Source organism: Sporosarcina sp. NCCP-2716 (genome assembly GCF_023707985.1).
GTDB lineage: Bacteria > Bacillota > Bacilli > Bacillales_A > Planococcaceae > Sporosarcina.
Map to the genome: position 1 here is coordinate 649,916 of NZ_BRCF01000001.1, position 20,588 is coordinate 670,503.

At 53.4% G+C, this 20,588-nt stretch carries 20 protein-coding genes; 16 read left to right on the top strand and 4 right to left on the bottom strand.

The features are described 5' to 3' along the window. Window positions 1–193 precede the first annotated feature (193 nt). The 5 genes from NFU03_RS03385 (at window position 194) to rsgA (ending at window position 6,035) form a co-directional block, all read left to right on the top strand. Window positions 194–643, top strand: coding sequence for a DUF1641 domain-containing protein (locus NFU03_RS03385; RefSeq protein WP_251636094.1), 450 nt, complete (start codon window positions 194–196; stop codon window positions 641–643). 36 nt (window positions 644–679) lie between these two features. Beyond that, window positions 680–1,864, top strand: a complete 1,185-nt coding sequence (locus NFU03_RS03390; protein ID WP_251636096.1) for an NAD(P)/FAD-dependent oxidoreductase — start codon at window positions 680–682, stop codon at window positions 1,862–1,864. A 427-nt stretch (window positions 1,865–2,291) separates the two neighbouring features. Next, the gene (glmS, locus tag NFU03_RS03395; RefSeq protein ID WP_251636098.1) at window positions 2,292–4,085 is read left to right on the top strand and encodes a glutamine--fructose-6-phosphate transaminase (isomerizing); all 1,794 of its coding nucleotides are present in this window, start codon (window positions 2,292–2,294) and stop codon (window positions 4,083–4,085) included. Between the two features lie 164 nt (window positions 4,086–4,249). Then, window positions 4,250–4,735 carry a DUF4181 domain-containing protein gene (locus tag NFU03_RS03400; RefSeq protein WP_251636100.1) on the top strand — a complete coding sequence of 162 codons (486 nt, stop codon included), beginning with the start codon at window positions 4,250–4,252 and terminating at the stop codon, window positions 4,733–4,735. Between the two features lie 250 nt (window positions 4,736–4,985). Continuing rightward, window positions 4,986–6,035, top strand: coding sequence for a ribosome small subunit-dependent GTPase A (gene rsgA, locus NFU03_RS03405; protein ID WP_251636102.1), 1,050 nt, complete (start codon window positions 4,986–4,988; stop codon window positions 6,033–6,035). Window positions 6,036–6,124: 89 nt separating this feature from the next. Here rsgA and NFU03_RS03410 read toward each other — a convergent pair whose 3' ends face one another. After that, complete coding sequence (locus NFU03_RS03410; RefSeq protein WP_251636105.1) at window positions 6,125–6,334, bottom strand: YjcZ family sporulation protein; 210 nt, start codon at window positions 6,332–6,334, stop codon at window positions 6,125–6,127. A 208-nt stretch (window positions 6,335–6,542) separates the two neighbouring features. Between NFU03_RS03410 and NFU03_RS03415 the strand changes: the two genes are divergently transcribed. After that, window positions 6,543–7,058, top strand: coding sequence for a P-loop NTPase family protein (locus tag NFU03_RS03415; RefSeq protein ID WP_251636107.1), 516 nt, complete (start codon window positions 6,543–6,545; stop codon window positions 7,056–7,058). A 360-nt stretch (window positions 7,059–7,418) separates the two neighbouring features. Here NFU03_RS03415 and NFU03_RS03420 read toward each other — a convergent pair whose 3' ends face one another. Then, complete coding sequence (locus NFU03_RS03420) at window positions 7,419–8,240, bottom strand: squalene/phytoene synthase family protein (RefSeq protein ID WP_251636108.1); 822 nt, start codon at window positions 8,238–8,240, stop codon at window positions 7,419–7,421. Between the two features lie 285 nt (window positions 8,241–8,525). On the opposite strand from NFU03_RS03420, the gene NFU03_RS03425 reads away from it, so the two are divergent. The 9 genes from NFU03_RS03425 to NFU03_RS03465 all read left to right on the top strand — a co-directional run bounded on the left by NFU03_RS03425 (window position 8,526) and on the right by NFU03_RS03465 (window position 18,708). Further along, window positions 8,526–8,867 (top strand): thioredoxin family protein, encoded by a 342-nt coding sequence (locus tag NFU03_RS03425; protein ID WP_251636110.1) that lies wholly within the window; start codon window positions 8,526–8,528, stop codon window positions 8,865–8,867. Window positions 8,868–8,901: 34 nt separating this feature from the next. Beyond that, window positions 8,902–10,668 (top strand): ABC transporter ATP-binding protein, encoded by a 1,767-nt coding sequence (locus NFU03_RS03430; RefSeq protein ID WP_251636111.1) that lies wholly within the window; start codon window positions 8,902–8,904, stop codon window positions 10,666–10,668. A gap of 31 nt (window positions 10,669–10,699) precedes the next feature. Continuing rightward, entirely contained in the window at window positions 10,700–12,454 is a 1,755-nt protein-coding gene (locus NFU03_RS03435; protein ID WP_251636112.1) for an ABC transporter ATP-binding protein, read from the top strand. A 36-nt stretch (window positions 12,455–12,490) separates the two neighbouring features. Beyond that, window positions 12,491–13,006 (top strand): hypothetical protein, encoded by a 516-nt coding sequence (locus tag NFU03_RS03440; RefSeq protein WP_251636113.1) that lies wholly within the window; start codon window positions 12,491–12,493, stop codon window positions 13,004–13,006. 84 nt (window positions 13,007–13,090) lie between these two features. After that, complete coding sequence (yfmF, locus tag NFU03_RS03445) at window positions 13,091–14,386, top strand: EF-P 5-aminopentanol modification-associated protein YfmF (RefSeq protein ID WP_251636114.1); 1,296 nt, start codon at window positions 13,091–13,093, stop codon at window positions 14,384–14,386. After that, window positions 14,383–15,666 (top strand): EF-P 5-aminopentanol modification-associated protein YfmH, encoded by a 1,284-nt coding sequence (yfmH, locus tag NFU03_RS03450; RefSeq protein ID WP_251636115.1) that lies wholly within the window; start codon window positions 14,383–14,385, stop codon window positions 15,664–15,666. Before yfmF ends, yfmH begins: the two co-directional genes overlap by 4 nt. A 113-nt stretch (window positions 15,667–15,779) precedes the next feature. Then, window positions 15,780–17,096, top strand: a complete 1,317-nt coding sequence (locus tag NFU03_RS03455) for a sensor histidine kinase (protein WP_251636116.1) — start codon at window positions 15,780–15,782, stop codon at window positions 17,094–17,096. 16 nt (window positions 17,097–17,112) lie between these two features. Next, a complete protein-coding gene (locus tag NFU03_RS03460; RefSeq protein ID WP_251636117.1) occupies window positions 17,113–17,850 on the top strand; it encodes a LytR/AlgR family response regulator transcription factor in 738 nt (245 codons plus the stop codon). Window positions 17,851–17,937: 87 nt separating this feature from the next. After that, on the top strand, window positions 17,938–18,708 hold the full coding sequence (locus NFU03_RS03465) for a DUF3891 family protein (protein WP_251636118.1): 771 nt from the start codon (window positions 17,938–17,940) through the stop codon (window positions 18,706–18,708). A gap of 33 nt (window positions 18,709–18,741) precedes the next feature. Here the strand turns inward: NFU03_RS03465 and NFU03_RS03470 are convergent, their stop codons facing one another. Together NFU03_RS03470 and NFU03_RS03475 are read right to left on the bottom strand one after the other, a co-directional pair. Next, complete coding sequence (locus NFU03_RS03470) at window positions 18,742–19,077, bottom strand: CHY zinc finger protein (RefSeq protein WP_251636119.1); 336 nt, start codon at window positions 19,075–19,077, stop codon at window positions 18,742–18,744. Between the two features lie 52 nt (window positions 19,078–19,129). Beyond that, window positions 19,130–19,993, bottom strand: a complete 864-nt coding sequence (locus NFU03_RS03475) for an MBL fold metallo-hydrolase (protein ID WP_251636121.1) — start codon at window positions 19,991–19,993, stop codon at window positions 19,130–19,132. A gap of 165 nt (window positions 19,994–20,158) precedes the next feature. On the opposite strand from NFU03_RS03475, the gene NFU03_RS03480 reads away from it, so the two are divergent. Then, a complete protein-coding gene (locus NFU03_RS03480) occupies window positions 20,159–20,581 on the top strand; it encodes a DUF948 domain-containing protein (protein ID WP_251636123.1) in 423 nt (140 codons plus the stop codon). The last annotated feature ends 7 nt before the right edge of the window (window positions 20,582–20,588 follow it).

A 20,588-nucleotide genomic window follows, 5' to 3' on the forward strand; every position in this document is an offset into this window, starting at 1 on the left:
CGAATTCATACAGATTAGTTAAATACTTAAATACCGAACTAAAACACTTGAAGAAAGCTTGGAAAAAGCGTATAGTGACGGATGGTAATCTGAATAGGAGAATGTGCCTCCTGAGCAGGAATTTGTCTGTTGCGGTGCATATTCTGCCTACCTCAGGAAAACAACACTAATATACTGAAAAGGGGATTTGCATATGACTACGCCGCTCAATCCTGAAGAAGCAGCAAACACAGCTGCTGAAGGTACACAGCTTCCTTCAGAACAAAAACAAGATATTCTGGATCAGCTGCTGAAACCGGAAGTACAGGAATCACTGACCACTCTTGTGGAAAAACTTCCGCAACTGACAGAGCTTGTCGACTTGATGACGAAATCTTACGACATCGCTAAAGCTGTCGCAACGGATGATGTATTGAAAAACGATACAGCTGAATTCATGAAAGAAATCGCTGCACCTGTCAAGGACTCTGCAAAGAACATGGCAGCGACCATCATCGAAGCAAAAGATCTTGCTGCAAAAAGCAGCGAAACGATCGGCTTGTTCGGTCTCATGAAGATGATCAAAGACCCGGAAGCGCAACGGATCTTCCGTTTCCTGAATGCATATTTGGAAATCGCAGGACAGCGCAGCCGCAATAACTAATAAGATAGTAAATAACTTGTAGAAGGAGATTAGACAATGACCAAACAAATCGTTATTTTAGGAGCAGGTTATGGTGGTCTTTTAGCAGCATTGAATGCACGCAACTTCTTGACAGAAAGCGACGCAGCCATCACGCTCATCAACCAGACTCCGACTCACCAGATCATTACTGAACTTCACCGTCTGGCAGGGGGTACGATCAGCGAAGGCGCAGTTGCGCTTCCATTGGAGAAACTCCTTGCAGGAAAAGGCATCCAATTAGTCATCGAAACAATTGAAAACTTCGATGTGAATACGAAGAAAGTCCACCTTGCAAACGGTGAGTCATTGTCATACGATGCACTCGTCGTCGCACTCGGCAGCAAAACAGCCTACTTTGGCATCCCGGGCCTCGAGGAGAACAGCATGGTGCTGAAATCCGCAGGCGAGGCGAATGCCATCTATGCGCACATCGTCGACCGAATCAAAGCCTATGCAGTGTCAGGCGATGAAGCGGATGCTACGATCCTCATCGGCGGCGGCGGACTGACCGGTGTCGAACTGGTCGGGGAAATCGTCGACCATATGCCGCAAGTTGCGCGTGATAACGGCGTAAACCCGGCAGACTTGAAGATCATGCTCGTAGAAGCAGGTCCGAAGATCCTTCCGGTGCTGCCTGATCACCTGATCGAACGTGCAACAGAAAGCCTTGCGAAGCGCGGCGTGGAATTCCTGATCGGTCTTCCTGTCACGAACGTCGAAGGGAACGAAATCTCCCTCAAAGACGGCCGGACCATCAAAGCCAACACATTCGTCTGGACTGGCGGCGTCACTGGGAATCCGCTCGTCGGTGAGTCGGGTCTTGAAGTGGACCGCGGCCGCGCGACAGTGAACGAATTCCTGCAGTCGAAATCACACAGTGACGTATTCGTCGTCGGTGATGCTGCAGTTGCCTTCCCTGCTGTTGAAGGTGCCCGTCCATATGCACCGACTGCACAGAATGCTTGGCAGATGGGTGAGCTTGTCGGCTACAATCTGTACGCTATGCTCGGAAACAAGAAGATGGAAGTCTTCAATCCGGTCAACTCGGGTACACTTGCGAGCCTCGGCCGTAAAGATGCAGTCGCTTCCATCGGTGCAAACAATACGTCCCTTAAAGGAATGCCTGCATCGCTTATGAAAGAAGCGAGCAACGTGCGTTACCTATCCCATATCAAAGGTCTCTTCAGCCTCGCATACTGAGCTGTCACATAACTGACTGCCCCGGAAGCCTGAATCCATCGGCTTCCGGGGCAGTCGTTTGTTTTTATCTGAACGATCCGTCAATTGACAGGTCAAAATGGAATTCGCTATGATAGTAGTTGGCTGATAAAGCAGTCCGTGCAGAAGGGGGAATGGATGCACGCAAACGTACAGGAAACCAATTGAAGCGCCAGAGCCGGGGAAATTATCACGAATTTCCGGCAGACGAGGTGGAGGTTCATCGAACATTCGGCGGATGCCTCCCGGTCGCCGCTGCCCGATTGTTACGCCATTCCTAAACCTGCGGGGCAACCCGGAGTCACAAACGGAATGAGCAGGCAGCTGAATACTTGATACGGTCCGGCAGCATGACTGCCAGGAAACCGGAACAGTTATGCTGACCGGCCGCTGAAGCGGAGGAAACAGCATGTGCGGAATTGTAGGCTATAACGGAAAGAACCAGGCGGCGGAAATTTTGCTGGCCGGCTTGGAAAAACTTGAATACCGAGGATATGACTCGGCCGGCATGGCTTTCCAGACAGAGGACGGTTTAGTGCAATACAAAGAAAAAGGCCGGGTTGCAGATTTACGGAAGGCAGTGGATGGAAGTCTCGAGTCTTCTGTAGGGATCGGTCATACCCGCTGGGCGACCCATGGCGTGCCTGACCGGAAAAACTCGCATCCTCATCAGAGCGCAACCGGCCGTTTTACGCTCGTTCATAACGGTGTCATCGAAAACTATGAGAAACTGAAAAACAGTTACTTGAAGGATGTTCCCTTTGCATCTGACACAGACACGGAAGTGATCGTGCAGCTCGTCGAGCATTTTGCTGAAGAAGGGCTGATGACAGGCGAAGCGTTCCGGAAAGCACTGTCCCTTCTGCACGGCTCCTATGCGATCGCCCTGCTTGACGAACAGGCACCAGAAATGATCTTTGTTGCGAAAAACCGGAGTCCTCTGCTCGTCGGAGTTAGTGAAGACTGCAATGTTGTTGCTTCGGACGCAATGGCGATGCTGCAGGTGACCGATCAGTTCATCGAGCTGCATGACGGTGAAGTCGTCCTTCTCGGTCGTGGCGGGGTTACTATTGAAACACTCGAAGGTGAGAAAATCGAGCGGGCACCCTATACAGCCGAACTCGACATGAGCGATATCGAGAAAGGGACCTACCCGCATTACATGCTGAAAGAGATCGACGAACAGCCGGGTGTGATCCGCAAAATCATGGAAGCCTACAGTACTGAAGACGGTACGCTTACCATTGAGCCGGCAATCCGCCAGGCGTTCCGACGTGCTGACCGTTTGTATATTATCGCGGCTGGAACGAGCTATCATGCCGGATTGGTCGGTAAGGAGTATATTGAAAAACTTGCAGGCCTTCCTGCTGAAGTGCATATTTCCAGCGAATTTGGCTACAATATGCCGTTGCTTTCGGAGAAGCCGTTGTTCCTGTTCATCACTCAATCCGGGGAGACGGCCGACAGCCGACAAGTGCTTGTGAAAGTAAAGGCGCTCGGCTATCCGGCGATTACGATGACGAACGTACCCGGTTCGACTCTTTCGCGCGAAGCGGACCATACGCTGCTGCTCCATGCAGGCCCGGAAATAGCAGTCGCCTCGACAAAAGCCTATACAGCCCAGCTCGCTGTACTTGCCATTTCCGCTTATTGCCTGGGTGACGGGGCTTGCGACTTCGATCTGAAACAGGAACTTGGGATTGCAGCGAATGCCATCGAAACCTTGACGGACGCCAAGCAGGAGATGGAGTCACTGGCTGCAGAACTGCTGGACAACAAACGAAATGCATTCTTCCTCGGTCGCGGACTCGATTATTACGTCAGTCTGGAAGGGGCTTTGAAACTGAAGGAAATTTCGTATATCCAGGCAGAAGGCTTTGCCGGCGGCGAACTGAAACACGGAACGATTGCACTGATCGAAGAAGGCACACCGGTCATCGCGCTTGCCACACAGCGAAACGTCAGCGCCAACTTGCGCGGCAATGTCAAGGAAGTGACCGCCCGCGGTGCGAACGCCTGCATCATCTCGATGGAAGGCGACAGCGAACCGGGTGACCGGCTCATCCTGCCGCACATCCACGACTTGCTGACGCCGCTCGCGGCTGTCATCCCGCTTCAGCTGCTCAGCTACTATGCTTCCCTGCAGCGCGGCTGTGACGTCGACAAGCCGAGGAACTTGGCGAAGAGCGTCACAGTTGAATAAGGATCATCCAGTAACAACCCCATGCAAGTGTGCATGGGGTTTTTTCCTGATGTGCAAGTCGGTTGGGGATTCATTTTATGGTATACTTTGGTAGACTTCCAGTACGATTTAAGCGGGGGGTCAGCATTTTGCAAAGTTTCTCCATTGGAAAGGAAGTGGTTGGATTGGATAGATTCACGACCCTGGCGCTGCTCAGTATCGCGGGCATGGGATTGCTGTTTTACACAGTCGAGAAACTGTCCCGCAGGTGGCTTGGTGTCAAGAAAGGTGTATCGTTCGTCAGCCGTTCCGTCAATGACACCCACCGTAAGATCGACTGGACACTGCGGGCGCTGTTCATCTTCGGCCTCTTGTTCGGAGGGATTGTTTTTTCTGCAGTCCGATATGATTCCACGGCCTGGTTTTATATTTTCCTCGGCTATATAGTCACCACGAACTTCATACTCGAACTGATACGGGCCTTTTTCCAGAAGAAATACGGCGACGAGAAGAATGAATACAAGGTGACGCTGATCCAGCTCTGCATGCTCTTGCTGTTCGCAATTGTGATTCTCTCCACAGAGTTTTTCGGACTGATCCCGTTGGATGGTTCCCGAGATCAGGCTGCCGGTTACGTGGTAAGCTGGCAATTTGAAACTGAAAGTGACTGATGAATCGGAAAAAATGAAACAATTTATTGACTTTCAGCGCGGCACCGTTTACGATAGACCTAACTTATTGGAAAGCAGGTGATCACTATGGCGACATTCAACTTGCAAATTGTTAAATGGTTCGGTCCCATACTTTCACCTGCAGTGCGTTGAAATCTGGCACGTTTCTTCTGTTATGTGCGTGAAAGCATGGCGTCCGAGCCCTCGGATTGCATGCTTTTTTACTTGCCCAAAAACAGGAGGAATCGAATTGAATAGTTTACAAATGTATGGTTGGAACAATAGGCACGAAACAGATTGGGAGGAGTTGGACGGCAGGCAATGGCGGCCTGGCCGGGTCACTTCGGAACACCGTAACATGTACACCGTAATTACGGAAGACGGGGAATGGCTCTCGGTCTGTTCTGGTGCCATGCTGCACGGAGCTGATGACAGGCGGCATTACCCGGCGGTCGGCGACTGGGTGGCGGTCGAAAAGATGCCGGGTGAAGAGCGCGGCATAATCCATTGCATTCTGCCCCGAACTTCTATCTTCTCCCGTAAAGCAGCCGGGGAATCCGGCGGTGAGCAGCTGATTGCCGTTAACGTGGACCTCGTCTTTCTTGTGACCTCGATGAATGACGATTTCAACATCCGCAGGCTCGAACGGTATCTCGTTGCAGCCTACGAGTCGGGGGCTGTTCCGGTTGTTGTACTGACGAAATCGGATCTTTGCGAAGATCCCGCGCAGTACGCAGCTGAGGCAGCGGGCGTAGCGGCAGGAGCTGATATTCTTATCGTAAGCAGCCGCACAGGTGCCGGAATCGACCGTCTGCACAGTTTGCTGCAAGGCGGCAAGACCGCTGCGCTGCTCGGTTCATCCGGTGTCGGAAAGTCTTCGCTCGTCAATGCGATTTGCGGAGACGGGACGATGGCTGTCCAGAACATCCGTGATGACGATTCGAAAGGACGCCACACGACGACCCACCGGGAGCTGATCGCGCTGCCCGGCGGCGGTGTCCTTATCGACACGCCGGGAATGCGGGAATTCCAGCTGTGGAATGAAAGGGAAAGTGTCGACTCAAGCTTCACGGACATCGCTTCCTTGGCGGAGACGTGCAAGTTCAGCGACTGCGGGCATATTCAGGAGCCCGGCTGTGCGGTCCGCCGGGCGATCGGTGACGGTACATTGGAAGAAAGCCGATTCGCCAGTTATTTGAAACTCCAGCGGGAAATCGCCTACTTGGACCGCAAATCGGATTCCCAAGCCCGGCTGGCTGAACGGAAACGCTGGAAAGCGCTGACGAAAGCGAAGCGCTGACCGTTTCGTGCGCGGGGCGTGATTTACTGGAACGAAAAAAAAGACTGTGTCCGCATGCTCGGGAGCATCGCGGCACAGTCTCTTTTACATTAGCAGTCTTTGTTGTGATGATGATTATTCGGCACATACGATGCACCGATGATGATCAACAAGATGAACAGCACAACTAGGAGTGCAAATCCGCGTCCTCTGCCAAATCCGCTGCCACAATTTTGCGGTCCTCCGCACGGACCATAATATGGCTGGCCGCCATAGCCACCTTGACCGCCGCACCCGCACAAATCCCATCCGTAGCCCATTAGTTCCGCCTCCTTTCTTCCAGGGCAGTGGAATGATGGCGGCATCTGCACTGCGATCCCGCCCCTTCCGAGCTGCCTATATGGTTAGAGTATGTAGCGGTCCGGGAATTGACAGGGACAAATGACCAGGGAGGCTGAGTTATTCATCATCCGCGGGAAATCCGGCGGCTGTCCGCGGCACAGTTTCATGAAGAAAGGGGACTGTAAGATGAAACGTATTCTCATATTGGGTGTGTCAGCAGGTGCCGGCAAGTCGACATTTGCCCGTCAACTGGGGGAGAAGCTGGATATTCAGGTCTGCTACTTGGATGGCCTCAATTTCAAGGAGGGATGGGAAGAGGTGACGCGCGAATCGTTTGAGGAGGCACAGCGGGAAGCAGCCTCAGGTGATAAATGGATCATCGAAGGGAATTATTCGAGCACCTTGGCCTGCAGGGAGGACCGGGCGGATACGATCATCTATCTGGAATTGCCGCTTGCGCTCTGTCTGTATAGGGTTATGAAACGCCGTATTAGATACCACGGCAAAACAAGACATGAACTGGGCGGGGGCTGTCCGGAGAAACTGGACCGGCAATTTGTCAGGTATATCATTACAACGTATGCGAGGCGGAAGAAATCGATGCGGAAACGGCTGGCCCACTATCAGCAGGAAGGGCGCACTGTGGTAACTTTGCAGTCCCGGCGTGAAATCCGGGAGTTTTTGAGGAGATTGGACTGCTGAATGGGGGAACTGTGCGGCTGCTGGCGTGGTTATGAGCGGTTTTTTGGATTTATGAGCGGTTTCTGGGATTTATGAGCGATTTTCGCGATTTATGAGCGATTTTCCAGATTTATGAGCGATTTCTCAGTTTTATGAGCGCTTTCCGAGTTTTATGAGCGCTTTCCCTAGATTTATGAGCGAAACCCGCAATTCATGAGCGTTCCCCTAGATTTATGAGCGAAACCCGCAATTCATGAGCGTTTCCCTAGATTTATGAGCGAAACCCGCAATTCATGTGCGTTCCTCAAATTTTTTGAGCACCACCCCAGCTCCACAAGCACTCTCTCCCAATAAAAAAAGAGCAGCCGCGGCTGCTCTTTTTCAATCTGTCTCGTTCAAGATCGCTTCCACTGTTTCATTCACTTCATCGCGCTTCATCTTTTCCTCGCCACGCTCCATGGCGGAGAGGGTCTTCTTGGCGAGGGCCAGCGGGATCTTGCAGAAGAGGATGATGTTCTTCGTCTGGATCGACTTCATGTATTCATCCGCCATTGCGAGGTTCGCTTTGGCGTAGTCGAATAAGTCTTCACGTGTCCAGCCTTCAGGTAGGAATCGGACACCGCGTTCGGCGTCTTCGTCCTGGTTGCGCAGCATGTTGACGGCCTGCAGCCCGCGGCCGTAGCCGATCGCGAGTTCGCGGTCGGTCACCGTGCCGTCGTATGCTTCCCATATGTCGGACAGCATGACGCCGACCAGACCGGCGACATAATACGTGTAATCGTCCAAGTCTTCCTTCGTTTCGATCTGGAAGTCACGCTCGACCCATTTGGCCATCCCGTCCGCCATGATAGCTGTGACGTCCCGTACGTTGTCATACAGATCGGGCGGGCAGACGGCGAGCCAGTCAGCGAGACGGCGAGTCACTTCCGGCAGACTGTCTTCTGCGCCGTCCAACAGAGCGGCATAAGCGGAAGCGTCGAAACCTTCGCGCAGCAGCTCGGCGGTCGCGCGCAGTAATGCTGTCTTTTTGGATGAGTCCATCTGCTCATGGTCTTCGATCTCATCGATGGCGCGCAAGCATAAGTACGCAGAGCCTACTGTTTTGCGCAATGTCGGTTTCAATAGTTTGATCGGTATGTAGAACGTGCGGCTCGTCTCTTTCAGAACACGCATCGCGTCTTTTTGCAATGTCGCTTCACTCATATCCAAATCCTTCTTTCCTTCATACTCAGTTTCCTCTGCACTTGCCTCTATCATACCGGTTCCGCTGCCGCTAATCCATTAAAAAGGTGCGTCCGCCTGATGACCCGGTCCCGGCCCGCTTTGGTGCCCGGACAGAACAGACGGAAATCCGGACAGTTTCCGCGCGATTTCCGCCATTATACGCACGGGACCTTGAATTCAAAGGAATGCCGCCGTACACTGTATCTAGTATTCAGAAAGTTTTCAACATTGGGCGTACCGTCCTTACAAACAGGAGGAATCATAATGGGAGAATTACAGCAAGTTTCCAAAGAACAGTTTAACGAAGAAGTGCTGAACAGCAGCGTTCCCGTACTTATCGACTTCACGACCGACGGCTGCGGACCGTGCGAGCTGGTGGTGCCCATCCTGAAGACGATCGGTGAAAAGTATGGCGATGACCTCAAAATCATCCAGCACAATGTAGACTTCGATGACCTCGTGAACGAGGCGAACGAGCACATCAAGACCTATGACGTCATGGCGTTTCCGACGCTGGTCCTTGTTAAGGACGGCAAACAGGTCGACAGCATCCTCGGCATTTATGATCCTGAGGAAATCGAGCGCCGCGTGAAACAAGTATTGTAACAACGGTGTTTCTGATGAAAGGGTGTGAGCCATCGTGGTGACGGCAACGCAGAGGAGCGCAAAGAGGGATATCCGCCGCCAGCAGGAGAGCGGTATGTGGCGTTCGTATATCCGGTTATTATTCAAGACGAAGCTGCCATGGTTCTGGCTCATCCTGATCATGCTGCTGAACATCGGCGACACGACGATGGGCCTGCTGCTGCCGCAATATACGGCGCAAGTTGCGACTGGCGTCATTACGAAACCGGTCATCACCGGGGTCATCGCGGTCATCCTGATCCGTGTGCTGGCAAGCGGGATCATCCGCTATATCGGCAAACTGACCGCCTACAAGATCGACATCCGGTACCGGAAGCTTATTTGGGAACGGCTCATGCGTTCACCGATCAAGCTGTATGACGACGTCAAACCGAGCGAGCTCGTCAGCCGGACAGTGAATGATACGTCCCTGATCAGCAATGTGCTGGCAGGTCTCGTTCCGGCGCTCATCGGCCTCGTCTACGGGACGATCTATATTTCAAAAGTGCTGTATGGCTACGACTGGCGGCTCAGTGCGGGTCTGCTGCTGTACACGCCCATCTACATCGCTTCGATGGTCATCTATGGCAAGTGGAATTACCGGACACACAAGCAGACGCAGAACCGGCTTGCGTCACTGACCCAGTTCCTCTCCGAGCTGCTGGCGAATATCCCGCTCATCAAGTCCTTCGCCAACGAACGGAAAGAGACCGAGCGGGGCAGTGATAACATCCAGCTCTATTACCGGGCCAACATGAAACGGTCGCTGACGGCATGGGTCAATACGCCGCTTACGACGGTGCTCAACCTTGTAATGGAACTGTTCGTCATCGTGTTCGGTATTTTCCTCGTCACCCAGGGGACGATCACGATCCAGAACTGGATTGCGTTCTTCATGTATGTCGGGATGTACTTCGGCATGCTCGAGACGTTCGGCCTCATGTACACGCAGATCAAACAAAGCCAGGGAGCGACGTCACGGATCGCCCACCTTGTCGAAAATGACTTGGAGCAATATTACCGGGAGCGGGAAGTCCATGACAACAAGCTTGATATCGCATTCGATCATGTCACATTTGCATACGGTGACAAGCTGGTCCTCGATGATGTGTCATTCGAAATCCCGTATGGCAAAGTGACGGCGATTGTCGGCCCGAGCGGCGGCGGGAAATCGACCGTGCTCGCACTACTGCAGCAGCTGTATGAGCCGAATGGCGGCGTCATCACATTCGGCGGGACACCGATCGATAAGTTTCACTTGGACAGCTGGCGCAGACTGTTCAGTTACGTTGCGCAGGACAGCCCGCTGTTTGCCGGAACGATCCGGGAAAACATCATGTATGGGCTCGAAAGGGAAGTGACAGAGTCCGAACTCGAACAAGCGGCTGAGAACGCCAATATCCTGTCGCACATCAATACGCTGCCCGAGCGCTTCGATACACCGGTCAGTGAAGGCGGGGCTAGTCTTTCGGGCGGTCAGCGCCAGCGGATCGCCATTGCGCGGGCATTCTTACGGAATTCCGATTTCTTGCTTCTTGACGAAGCGATGGCGAGTCTCGATGTGAAGTCCGAAAAGGCGGTGCAGCAGGCGATGGAAGTCCTGCTCGAAGGCCGGACAGCTGTCGTTGTTGCGCATGACCTGTCGATGATCCGCAACGCCGATCAGATCATCTTGCTGAACGAAGGTTCCGTGGAAGCGAGCGGCACGCACGGCGAACTGCTGGAAGCAAGCGAGCTGTATCGCCAGTTCGTTTCGTTCCTGAACAATACGACGAACGGCTGAAGAAGCGGACAGCGAAACGGGGGGGAAACAAGTGAACGACCGAAAACGAAAAAGTTCCTGGGGGGAGTTCTTTCATCTCATCCGGACCGCCAGACTGCCGTGGCTGCTGTACTTTCTGCAGATAATCACAGCACTCAGCACGACGACACTCGTGCTGAGCCTGCCCCTTGTACTCCAGCAGATCGTGGAAGGGAACATCTTCGACAAGGAAATCATCTGGCGCTATGTCTACTTGAGCCTTGGCAGCGCCGGTCTGCTGACAGTGTCGACGTTCTTCATCTATATCACGAGTCCGATCACGAAGCGCAACATCCAGCGAGTGATCTGGCCGAAGCTGATCCGTCTGCCGATGAAAAACTACCGGGACAACAAATCGCTCAACATGATCAGCCGTGTCACACTGGATCCGTCCTATATCGACCGGGCTATCGGGGATTTCACGAGTCTGACGAACACGACGTACAGTCTGGTCGGTTCGTTCGTCATCATGTACGGCATGAACGTCAAGCTGACACTTGCGCTACTGCCGGTCATCCCTTACATCATCATCGTCTCAATCGCTGTCGGACATTTCACGCAGAAGACGCAGCACGGTGTACAGAACCGGCTGTCCGACATGACTGCGTTCTTTGCAGAGCGGCTGCCAAAAATTAGGCTCATCAAGACTTTCGGCAAGGAGAACTACGAATCCGAAAAGTCCGGCACGGTCATTCAGAACCAATACAAGGCCGACAAACGGCGGGCTACAGTCGATCTGTTCGCCGAGCCGCTCATGCAGAGTGTCCAGGCGATCGTCGTCGGGACTGTGCTCGTTTATGGGGGCTACCTCGTCTCGAAGGGCGAAATGAAAGTGAGCCAGGTCCTTTCGTTCTACCTGTATGTGCAGTTCATCCATAACAATGTCCTGCAGTATGGCTTGTTCTGGCAGACGCTCAAACAGGCGAAAGGGGCCTCCGCAGAAATCGCGAAGATCCAGGAAGCCGGGGAAGAGCAGCTCATGCGCACATTCGCGTTCAGTGAAAAAGCCCAGCAGCCCGATGCCGATCTGACGCTTGAGAACGTGTCGTTCAGCTACGGCGACCGGCTTGCGCTAGAAAACGTCAATCTGACAATCCCGAAAGGCAAGACGACCGCAATCGTCGGTCCGAGCGGCGGAGGAAAGTCGACGATCTTCGGACTGCTTGAAAGGTTGTACGAACCGAACGTCGGACGTGTGCTGATCGGTTCGACACCGGCGGAGAACGTCCATCTGGATGAATGGCGCGCCGGCATCGCGTACGTTTCGCAAAATGCCCCGCTGCTGTCGGGCACGATACGGGAGAACATCCTGTACGGTGTCCGGGAAGACGTCGGCGATGATATCGTCTGGCTCGCCGCGAAGCATGCAGCGGCCGATGAATTCATCCGCGAGTTTCCGGAAGGGCTCGATAAGGACGTCGGCGAATTCGGATCCAAATTGTCAGGCGGCCAGCGCCAGCGGGTTGCCATCGCACGGGCATTCATCATGGACCCTGATTACCTGCTGCTGGACGAAGCGATGGCGAGTCTCGACGCACAGAGTGAACATGACATCAACCGGGCACTCCGCCTCCTTATGAAAGGGCGGACGACGGCACTCATCAGTCATAACTTGCGAACGATGAAACAGATGGATCATATCATCCTCGTCAACGGCGGCCAGGTCGAAGCATCCGGCACTCATGCCGAACTGATGCGCAGCAGTGACTTGTACAAAGACCTGATCACCATCCAGGATGAGAAAGAACAGCTGCTGTCGACGGTGTGAACCGGACGGCAGCCAAACTAAAACGAGGTGGATAAAATGGAAAAGATGAAAAAAGTGCTTTTTTTGCTCATGGTAGGGATTGTCGCTGCGGCGCTTGCAGCTTGCGGCGGGGATAAGAAGGCGGATGACAAGCCGGCTGCACCGGCAGGAGAGGAAGCCGGAACGGACAGCGGGACAGCTGACGAACCGGTGGCTGAAGACGTCGACCCGGTCGATCCGAATTTTGATAAGATCATCGACCTGCTGAAGAAAGCGGGCCTCGAAGTCGGCGAGAAGAAAACCGGTTTTGCGGATATCGAAGGCACACAGCAAGTGATGGAAGTCGAAATCGATGGAGAAGACATGCTGCCGCTTCAAATCTACAAAATGGATCCGGACAGTGAAAATTTGAAGTCCGCAAAAGAAGAGGGCAAAGTGACGATGACATTCGAAGGGGAGTCCGGAGAGATCCCGATGAACGCGAAAGGCGACTTCCTTTACTTCATCGCGGACGGCCATCCTGACCGTGACAAAGTGTATGAAGTGATCGAAAACGATTTCGAACAGGAATAAGCGGACGCTATACCGGCAAACCAGAGTCTTTACCGGTTTGCCGGTTATTTTATGGACCGCTGAAGCAGGGAAAGGAGCACTATCATGACAAAAATTTCAGCTGAGGATCAGAAGGTGAACGGAATGACGCTCCATCTGATCGAAAACAAGAATGTCAAAACTGTAACTGTGGAATGCAAGCTTCAGACACTGCTCGACCGGAAGACGATAACGGAGCGCACGCTGCTGCCGGGCATACTCCGCGCGGGCTGCAGTGAATACCCGACAGCGAAAGAGATGCAGGAGCACCTCGACGACCTGTACGGCGCTTCACTCGTCATCTATCCGAGTACAGCAGGGAACAGTCATGTACTGACTGTCCAGCTCGAGTTTGCGAACGAACGGTTCATCGGAGGGGAGGATGATCTGGCCGAAAACGTCTACCGTTTTCTGAATGAAATCCTGTACCACCCGCGAACAGAAGGGGATGGATTCGATCCCCGAGTCGTCGAGCAGGAAAAAGAGAAACTAAAAAAAGCGCTTGAATCCGCGAAGGACGACCGCGCCGCCTATGCCGATGAGCGGCTGCTGGACGAGATGGCACCGGACGAACGCTATTCAGTGCATCCGAATGGCTATTTGGAAGATTTGGCAGCGATTACGCCGAACAGTCTGCTTGCCGCCTATCGTGAGCTTTTGGCGACTGCGCGCTTTGACTTGTTCGTCGCAGGTGATCTTGATTTTAAAAGAAACCGCCGGATCATCACCGAAACTGTGACAGACGGACCGCGCTCAGCGGAACAGCTGGAAACAGGTCTTGCACTGCCTGCTCAAGCCGCAAAACCGTCTGATGTCAAAACGTTCACCGAAACGGAACAGATCCAGCAGGCGAAGCTGCATATCGGCTACCGGACCGGGAGGACGTTCCGGGATACGGATTTCGAAGCGCTGATGGTCGGCAGTGTCCTCCTCGGCGGACATCCCGGCTCGCTCCTCTTCTCGACAATCCGCGAAGAGCACAGCCTGGCCTATTATGTAGGGGCGGACCTCGACATGTACAGCGACAAACTATTCGTCTACTGCGGCATCGCTCCGAATGATTATGAAGCGGCACGCAAACTGATTGCAGAACAAATCGCCATCTTGAAGGACGGGTCGTTCTCCGACGAAAACCTTGAAGATTCGAAGACCATGCTCGTCGGCAGTTATCAGACATCCCTTGACTCCGTGGCCGGAATGGTTGCCACCGAGTACCAGAAAGTGCTGACTGGCAGCAGCAAGTCGCCCGTCGACATGGCGGAGACATTCAAAACGATCACACGGGAAGACGTCGTGCGGGCGGTCCGTGATTTGGACCTCGACACCGTCTTCCTGCTGACGAGTGAGGAGGCAGGCCGATGAACAAGATGGAATATCAAACAGTTGACGAAACCGTCTATACCGAACAGCTGCCGAACGGACTGCAGGTGATCCTTATCCCGAAGCCGGGTATGAACAAGACATTCGGCATCTTCACAGCGGACTTCGGTGCAGCCGATCTTGAATTCATCCCGCAGGGCAGCGGGGAACCCGTCCGGATCCCTGAAGGAACCGCCCACTACCTGGAACACAAGTTGTTCGACAAAGGCGACTACGATGTCTACTCGGAGTTCGGAAAGCTTGGTTCAGATGCCAATGCCTATACGAATGATTCGGAGACGTCCTATTATTTCACGACTGTCGGCCACGTGAAGGAAAATGCAGAGCTGCTGCTCGATTTCGTGCAGGACCCGTATCTGACAGACGAAACTGTCGACAAAGAGAAGGGGATCATCAGCCAGGAGTTCCAGATGTACGCAGACATGCCTGACCAGCGGATCTACCTTGCTGTCCAGGAAGCCTTGTTCTCAAAACACCCAGTGAGGAACGAAGTGCTCGGCACACTGGAGACCATCAACTCCATGACGAAGGAGCAGCTCCTGTCCGCCTATCGGACTTTCTACCACCCGTCCAACATGACGTTCTGCCTGGCGGGGAACTTCGATACGACGGAGATGATGGAACTTATCCGCGCCAACCAGGAGAAGAAGACGTTCCCGGAAATCGGCCCGTTCGAAGCGGTGCATCCGGAAGAATCACCTGCTGTCCATGAAGCGGAACGGACGCTGCGCATGAGCGTCAGCATGCCGAAACTGATGCTCGGCGTGAAAGAATATGCCCGGGACATCGGGTCTGATGAACTCGGCCGCCGCAAATTGCTGACGAGCATGACACTCGACCATTTCTACAGCCGCAGCGGCCCGTGTTACAAAGAACTGGCAGATGCCGAACTGATCGACTCCTCGTTCCTGTTCACGTCTGTCGTGGATAAGTCGTTCGGATTCAGCATGATTGGAAGCAACACGGCATCACCGAATGAGCTCGCGGACCTGCTGAAGAAACAACTCCGCTCACTCCGCTCAGCTGAAGTGACGGAAAGTGTGTTCGAGCGATTGAAGCGCCGGACGATCGGCAAGATGCTGCGCCGCATGAATTCGATCGAGAACAACGCGCAGGGCATGATCTGGTACCGCAACCGCGGACTTTCATATTTCGAACAGATCCCGGCGATTCAGCAGCTGACGCTCGATGACTGGAAACAGTTCCTCGCAGAATGGGCGCCTGAACACTCGATCAGTGTTGTCACCATCCATCCCGAATGATTGGAACTCCTCTCCCTTAACCGGGCAGAGGAGTTTTTCAATTCCGATGATTTCGCCGGTTTCATGGTCTATGGTATACTTTCATCAGTAGAAATCGGTCAGGTGATAACGGTATGGGAATTCAAACAATCGTATTTTCAGCAGCTTCCGTCTGTTCAGGACTCATTCTCGGCCAGATCGCGGCCGGCAGTCAGGCAAACAGGAGCCGGGGGAAACTGCTGGCTTCCGCAATCGCGGCGGCAGTGATTTTCGCGGTCTTTGGCAACGTCACAGGTGTTTCGCTGAACAGCGGGATTGTCTATGTGCTGCTCATCCCGTTTTTGATCTTTTTCGTTAAGATGCCGCTTCTGCAGGCAGGTTTCGTACTGCTGGCTGCCTGGACATACCAGCTTGCTGTCGTCGATCTCGTGGAACGCAATCTGTTCCAGCTGGCGATCGGACAGGCCGGCCTGCAGGCGGACCGGTTCATCGAGCTCGTGATGGAATTGTTCATCCTGCTGAACCATCTGCTGGCAGTGATGGCTGCCGTCCGGCTGAAACCTGTACTCATTCCGGCCGAGGTGTTCAGAAGGGCGTCGGACGGCGGTGAAGGCGCTTCGTCCTACAGGAATGCGCTTGGCGTCAGTGCCCTGCTGATTGTGCTGATGAACCTCTTCCTTCAATATACAGTGATCGAGCGCGACTTCTTTTCGACGGCATACCGTCTGTTCATCACTGGATGGGCAATCCTCATGCTCGCCATCCTGCTCGTTTTCCTGAAGACGTTCCTCGAACAGAAACTTACCCAGGAGAAATTCTATTTGGACCAGCAGTACCAGCAGGATCTGTTATCATTCTTCACCGTCATCCGTTCACAGCGGCATGACTTCAACTTCCATCTGACAAGTGTGTATGGCCTGCTGAAGAACAAGAAGTATGCAGAAGCTGACGCCTATATCGGCGAAGTCGTGCGGCAGGTGCAGGACGTGAATGAGCTGCTGCCGCTCGCTCACCCAGCGCTCAGTGCGATGCTGAATACCCAGGCGGAAGCGGCGAAACGGCAGGACATCGCGATCCACTTTTCGATATTCGATGATCTGCGCGGGATACCGGTATCCGTCTATGATGTGAACAAGATTCTCGGCAACCTGATCCAGAATGCATCTGAGGAACTGACGTTACTGCCTCCTGCTGACCGGCAGCTGTCCGTTGAAATCAGCAAGGAGAAACGATACTATGTAATCCGCGTGAAAAACCGGACAGGGGCGGGTGATGAGCAGATCCTGCACATGTTCGAGCCGGGCTTCTCGACAAAAGGGACGCATGAAGGAATCGGACTGGCAGGCGTCGAAAAGATCGTCAAAGCCCATTACGGTATGATCTACCCGGAGCTGACTGACGGCTGGCTGACGATCCACGTCAGGATACCGGAGAATACGGAAGACTATTGACGGGAGGGGGAGTCGTATGGAAATCAGGACATTGCTCGTCGATGATGACCAGCAGGCGATCGATCTGCTGAGTGCGGACTTGACGTCATTTCCGTTCATCCGCATCATCCAGACGGTGAACAGCGGCAAGGCTGCGCTCGATTACTTGAGGAGCCATGAAGCGGATCTCGTGTTCCTCGACATCGAGATCGGCGACATCACGGGCCTTGAGCTGGCGGGTCATATCAGGTCGGCCTACCCATCCATGAAAGTCATCTTCGTGACAGGCCATGCCGGCTTTGCGCTTGACGGCTACGATTACCGGCCCCTCGACTTCCTCATCAAGCCCATCAACTTCTTCCGTCTCGAGAAGACGATGGCCGCCGTCGAGCAGGCATTCGGGGAACGTGCAAGGACGGCGCCGCCCGATCGGAAAATCGGTATGAAAGTGGCAGGCGGCATCCGTATCGTGAATGTGGCGGATATTTTATATATCGAGAAGAGCGGCCGCAAAATTTCGATTGTGACCGGGCAGACGGCGTTCCTGTCCAGTGACTCCATGAAAGAGATCGAGGCGATGTTCGAGCCGTTCGGTTTCTATCGCGCCCATCAGTCTTTCATCGTCCCGCTTCACCAGATCGTCTCGGTCGAAGCCGATTCAGCTTCAAGATCGTACGCCATCGAATTGACAAATGGCCACAAAATCCCTTTGAGCCGGTCGAAGTACAGTGAACTTCAACAGATGCTCGAAGCGGACGGCATCCATATCCTCTGACATCAGCACTTTTCTTCAGGAAAGGTGTTTTTTTGATTGAACTTACCGGAAAAGGGAAGGGAAATACAAGAAAGGAAGTGGAGGCAAGTGATCGTACGGGAGAGGGAAGAGTCATTCATACTGATTGAACAGAACTGCCATGGACTGCTTGCTGAGCAGATCATGGATAATTGGAAGGAAGAGTTGTTTCCGGAGACTGATCTCAGGCAGTCCGTCTTGACGGCCATCCGGCTGCACGACGTCGGCTGGGCTCCGTTTGACCGGCAGCCGTTCTGGAATGACGGCAAACAGGCACCATACCGGTTCACCGATTTCCCGCTGCTGTCAAAATTGGTGCTTTACAGACACGGCATCGATACGGTGGAAGCGGTCGACCCATATGCAGCCATGTTGTGCAGTGAACATTACTCGCATTTCGTCAACCGGAAGGACGGGGAGGAGTCAGCAGAGTTTCTTGAGAGGGAGGAGAGCCGGAGAAGGCGGCTGTCGGAATCCATGGCTGATTTCAACCTGAAACTTTTTCATGAACATTATGCACTTCTGCAGTTCGGCGATAATTTTTCGCTATACGCCTGCGTGAACGAGCCGGGCGTGTCCAAGGAAAACGAACATCCATTTTTCGTGAACGGCATCCCTTCACCCGAAACACTTGACGGGCTGCCTCACCACCGGCTCGCAATCCGTTTTACAGATACGGAAGTGATCGCTGTCGAAGATTTTCCATTTGAATCACCTTTTAGCGTCAGCTATCCGTATAAGGAGATACCGAAACAGAGGATTTCGGATATCGGATTCCTGAAAGCTTACGAAGAAACGGGAACAAAGCGGACAGACCTTCAGTTCGTTCCGATGAAGTGAAAAAGAGCAGACCGTGTAGACAGGTCTGCTCTTTTACGTCATTGTCCCGAAATAACGATCGGCGTGCAGGCTGCAGCCCGGGTTGAAAGGGGCGCTGCAGGAAGGGCAGGCGGAAGCGCAGGCGAGGTAATCACTCACCGACAGCTCATGCCCGCACGCTCCGCAAAGGACCGCTTTCTCAGCAAAACGGGAATGCGGCCACACTTCCGCCTTTCCGCAGCCAAGTTCATCATGGCATTCATAGCAGGGAAAGTACGTATCGCAACAATGGAATTTGATGGCGATCCGGTCGATTTCAGAATGGTAATGAAGGCAGCGTGTTTCGCTGTCCACCTGAACACCGATCACTTCCTGTCCGTGGATATTCATCTTCAGACCCCCTTATACACACAGTATAAAGGTTTTCGTGAATGGGGAGAAGTCAGCGGCCGTTCCCTTTTTCCTCGTCCTTCACGTACTTTCCATGATCCGGTACAGCAAGCTCCTTGAAGTGACGGTCCAGCGTGTCTAGATGCTCGGTCAGCCATGCGCCTTCGGCCGCCTCGCCGTGGCCGGTCACCGCATAAGCAGGCTTGAGCCCGTTCAGCGTATGGACAGACGATTCGGCGGCTGTCCAGTCCGGTGTCAAATAACGGGGAGGTCCTGTCAGTTCCTTCTCCTGTGTCATCACTTTGTAGAGCTGGTCCTGACGCACGGTGACGAAGGCATCACCGGCGATCAGCGCCCGGTCAGCGTCCCGGAAGAAGGAGACATGGCCGGCGGAGTGGCCAGGGGTATGGATCCACCGCCATCCAGGGAGCGGAGGGACGGTTCCGTCTTCAGGGAGACCTTCCAGAAACTCCGTGATGACGATCGGATCAGTCGGGAAAAGGAACGATAGCTTCGCGAGCATACCGCCTTCCACAGTGACGTCCGGATCGGGATAATTTTCGCTGCCCGTCAAATACGGATGCTCCAATGGGTGGGCATAGACCGGCACATGCCATTTCTCCAGAATATCGATGATACCGCCGATATGGTCGAAGTGACCGTGCGTCAGTACGATCGCTTCCGGAGGACGGTCCTTGCCGAAACGCTCTTCCGCCTTCTCAATGATCTTGCCGCCCGACTTCGGCATGCCGGCATCGACCAGCACCCACGGATTCCCGGGTTCCGGGTTGCCGACGAAAATGACGTTGACGATCTGGTCGGTCAAATAAGCGAGATCCGGCAGCACTTCCACTACATCGCCGCTATTCTTGGATGTGACCGGCTGATACCGTTCTGTCGATGAACTTCTTTCCAATTCGATCTCCTCCTCAGTAAGTAATATCTATAACAGTTTCCCCTTTTTCCGAAAGAAAACTCATCTTTTCTGCAGACAGCCGCTAAAAGAGCGCTCTGTAAGTCGTCGGGGTGCATATTCAGCTGGCATTTGTGGTATACACAAATAAGAAGGAGGGATATTTGGATGATGCTAACCCATATTGGTGTTTTTCTGATTGCTGTATCGTTTGCTGTGTTCGCCGTCTATTTATGTATACTGCTCACTCGGATTTCCGGTCTGATAACGACTGTCGGACATACGGCGAAACAGATGGAAAGCAAAATGGAAAACTCCATCCATGAATTGGAGCTGACCCTCGTGGAAGCACGATCTTCCGCAGTGGATGTGCAGGTCAAGCTGGATGCGCTGACAAGTTTAGTGGAAACGGTCGAAAACGCAGGCGATACTGCTGAAACAGCAGCTGAAGGGATCAGTGATTTGACCGGCCGCTATGCGGACGAACCGGGACTTCCCGGAACAAAACCGTTCGTCGGTGCGATCCACATCGGCGAACTTGCCGCCAGTCTATTCTCGACGTGGAAGAAAGCGGAGAATGTTACAAAATAATCGAATG

What these genes read in the sequence shown, in the direction of transcription:
- NFU03_RS03425 (WP_251636110.1), top strand. Translation starts at nt 8,526, where the DNA reads ATGGGAGAATTACAGCAAGTTTCCAAAGAACAGTTTAACGAAGAAGTG.
- NFU03_RS03385 (WP_251636094.1), top strand. Translation starts at nt 194, where the DNA reads ATGACTACGCCGCTCAATCCTGAAGAAGCAGCAAACACAGCTGCTGAA.
- yfmH (WP_251636115.1), top strand. Translation starts at nt 14,383, where the DNA reads ATGAACAAGATGGAATATCAAACAGTTGACGAAACCGTCTATACCGAA.
- NFU03_RS03420 (WP_251636108.1), bottom strand. Translation starts at nt 8,240, where the DNA reads ATGAGTGAAGCGACATTGCAAAAAGACGCGATGCGTGTTCTGAAAGAG.
- NFU03_RS03440 (WP_251636113.1), top strand. Translation starts at nt 12,491, where the DNA reads ATGGAAAAGATGAAAAAAGTGCTTTTTTTGCTCATGGTAGGGATTGTC.
- NFU03_RS03480 (WP_251636123.1), top strand. Translation starts at nt 20,159, where the DNA reads ATGATGCTAACCCATATTGGTGTTTTTCTGATTGCTGTATCGTTTGCT.
- NFU03_RS03415 (WP_251636107.1), top strand. Translation starts at nt 6,543, where the DNA reads ATGAAACGTATTCTCATATTGGGTGTGTCAGCAGGTGCCGGCAAGTCG.
- glmS (WP_251636098.1), top strand. Translation starts at nt 2,292, where the DNA reads ATGTGCGGAATTGTAGGCTATAACGGAAAGAACCAGGCGGCGGAAATT.
- NFU03_RS03410 (WP_251636105.1), bottom strand. Translation starts at nt 6,334, where the DNA reads ATGGGCTACGGATGGGATTTGTGCGGGTGCGGCGGTCAAGGTGGCTAT.
- yfmF (WP_251636114.1), top strand. Translation starts at nt 13,091, where the DNA reads ATGACAAAAATTTCAGCTGAGGATCAGAAGGTGAACGGAATGACGCTC.
- NFU03_RS03460 (WP_251636117.1), top strand. Translation starts at nt 17,113, where the DNA reads ATGGAAATCAGGACATTGCTCGTCGATGATGACCAGCAGGCGATCGAT.
- NFU03_RS03390 (WP_251636096.1), top strand. Translation starts at nt 680, where the DNA reads ATGACCAAACAAATCGTTATTTTAGGAGCAGGTTATGGTGGTCTTTTA.
- NFU03_RS03455 (WP_251636116.1), top strand. Translation starts at nt 15,780, where the DNA reads ATGGGAATTCAAACAATCGTATTTTCAGCAGCTTCCGTCTGTTCAGGA.
- NFU03_RS03470 (WP_251636119.1), bottom strand. Translation starts at nt 19,077, where the DNA reads ATGAATATCCACGGACAGGAAGTGATCGGTGTTCAGGTGGACAGCGAA.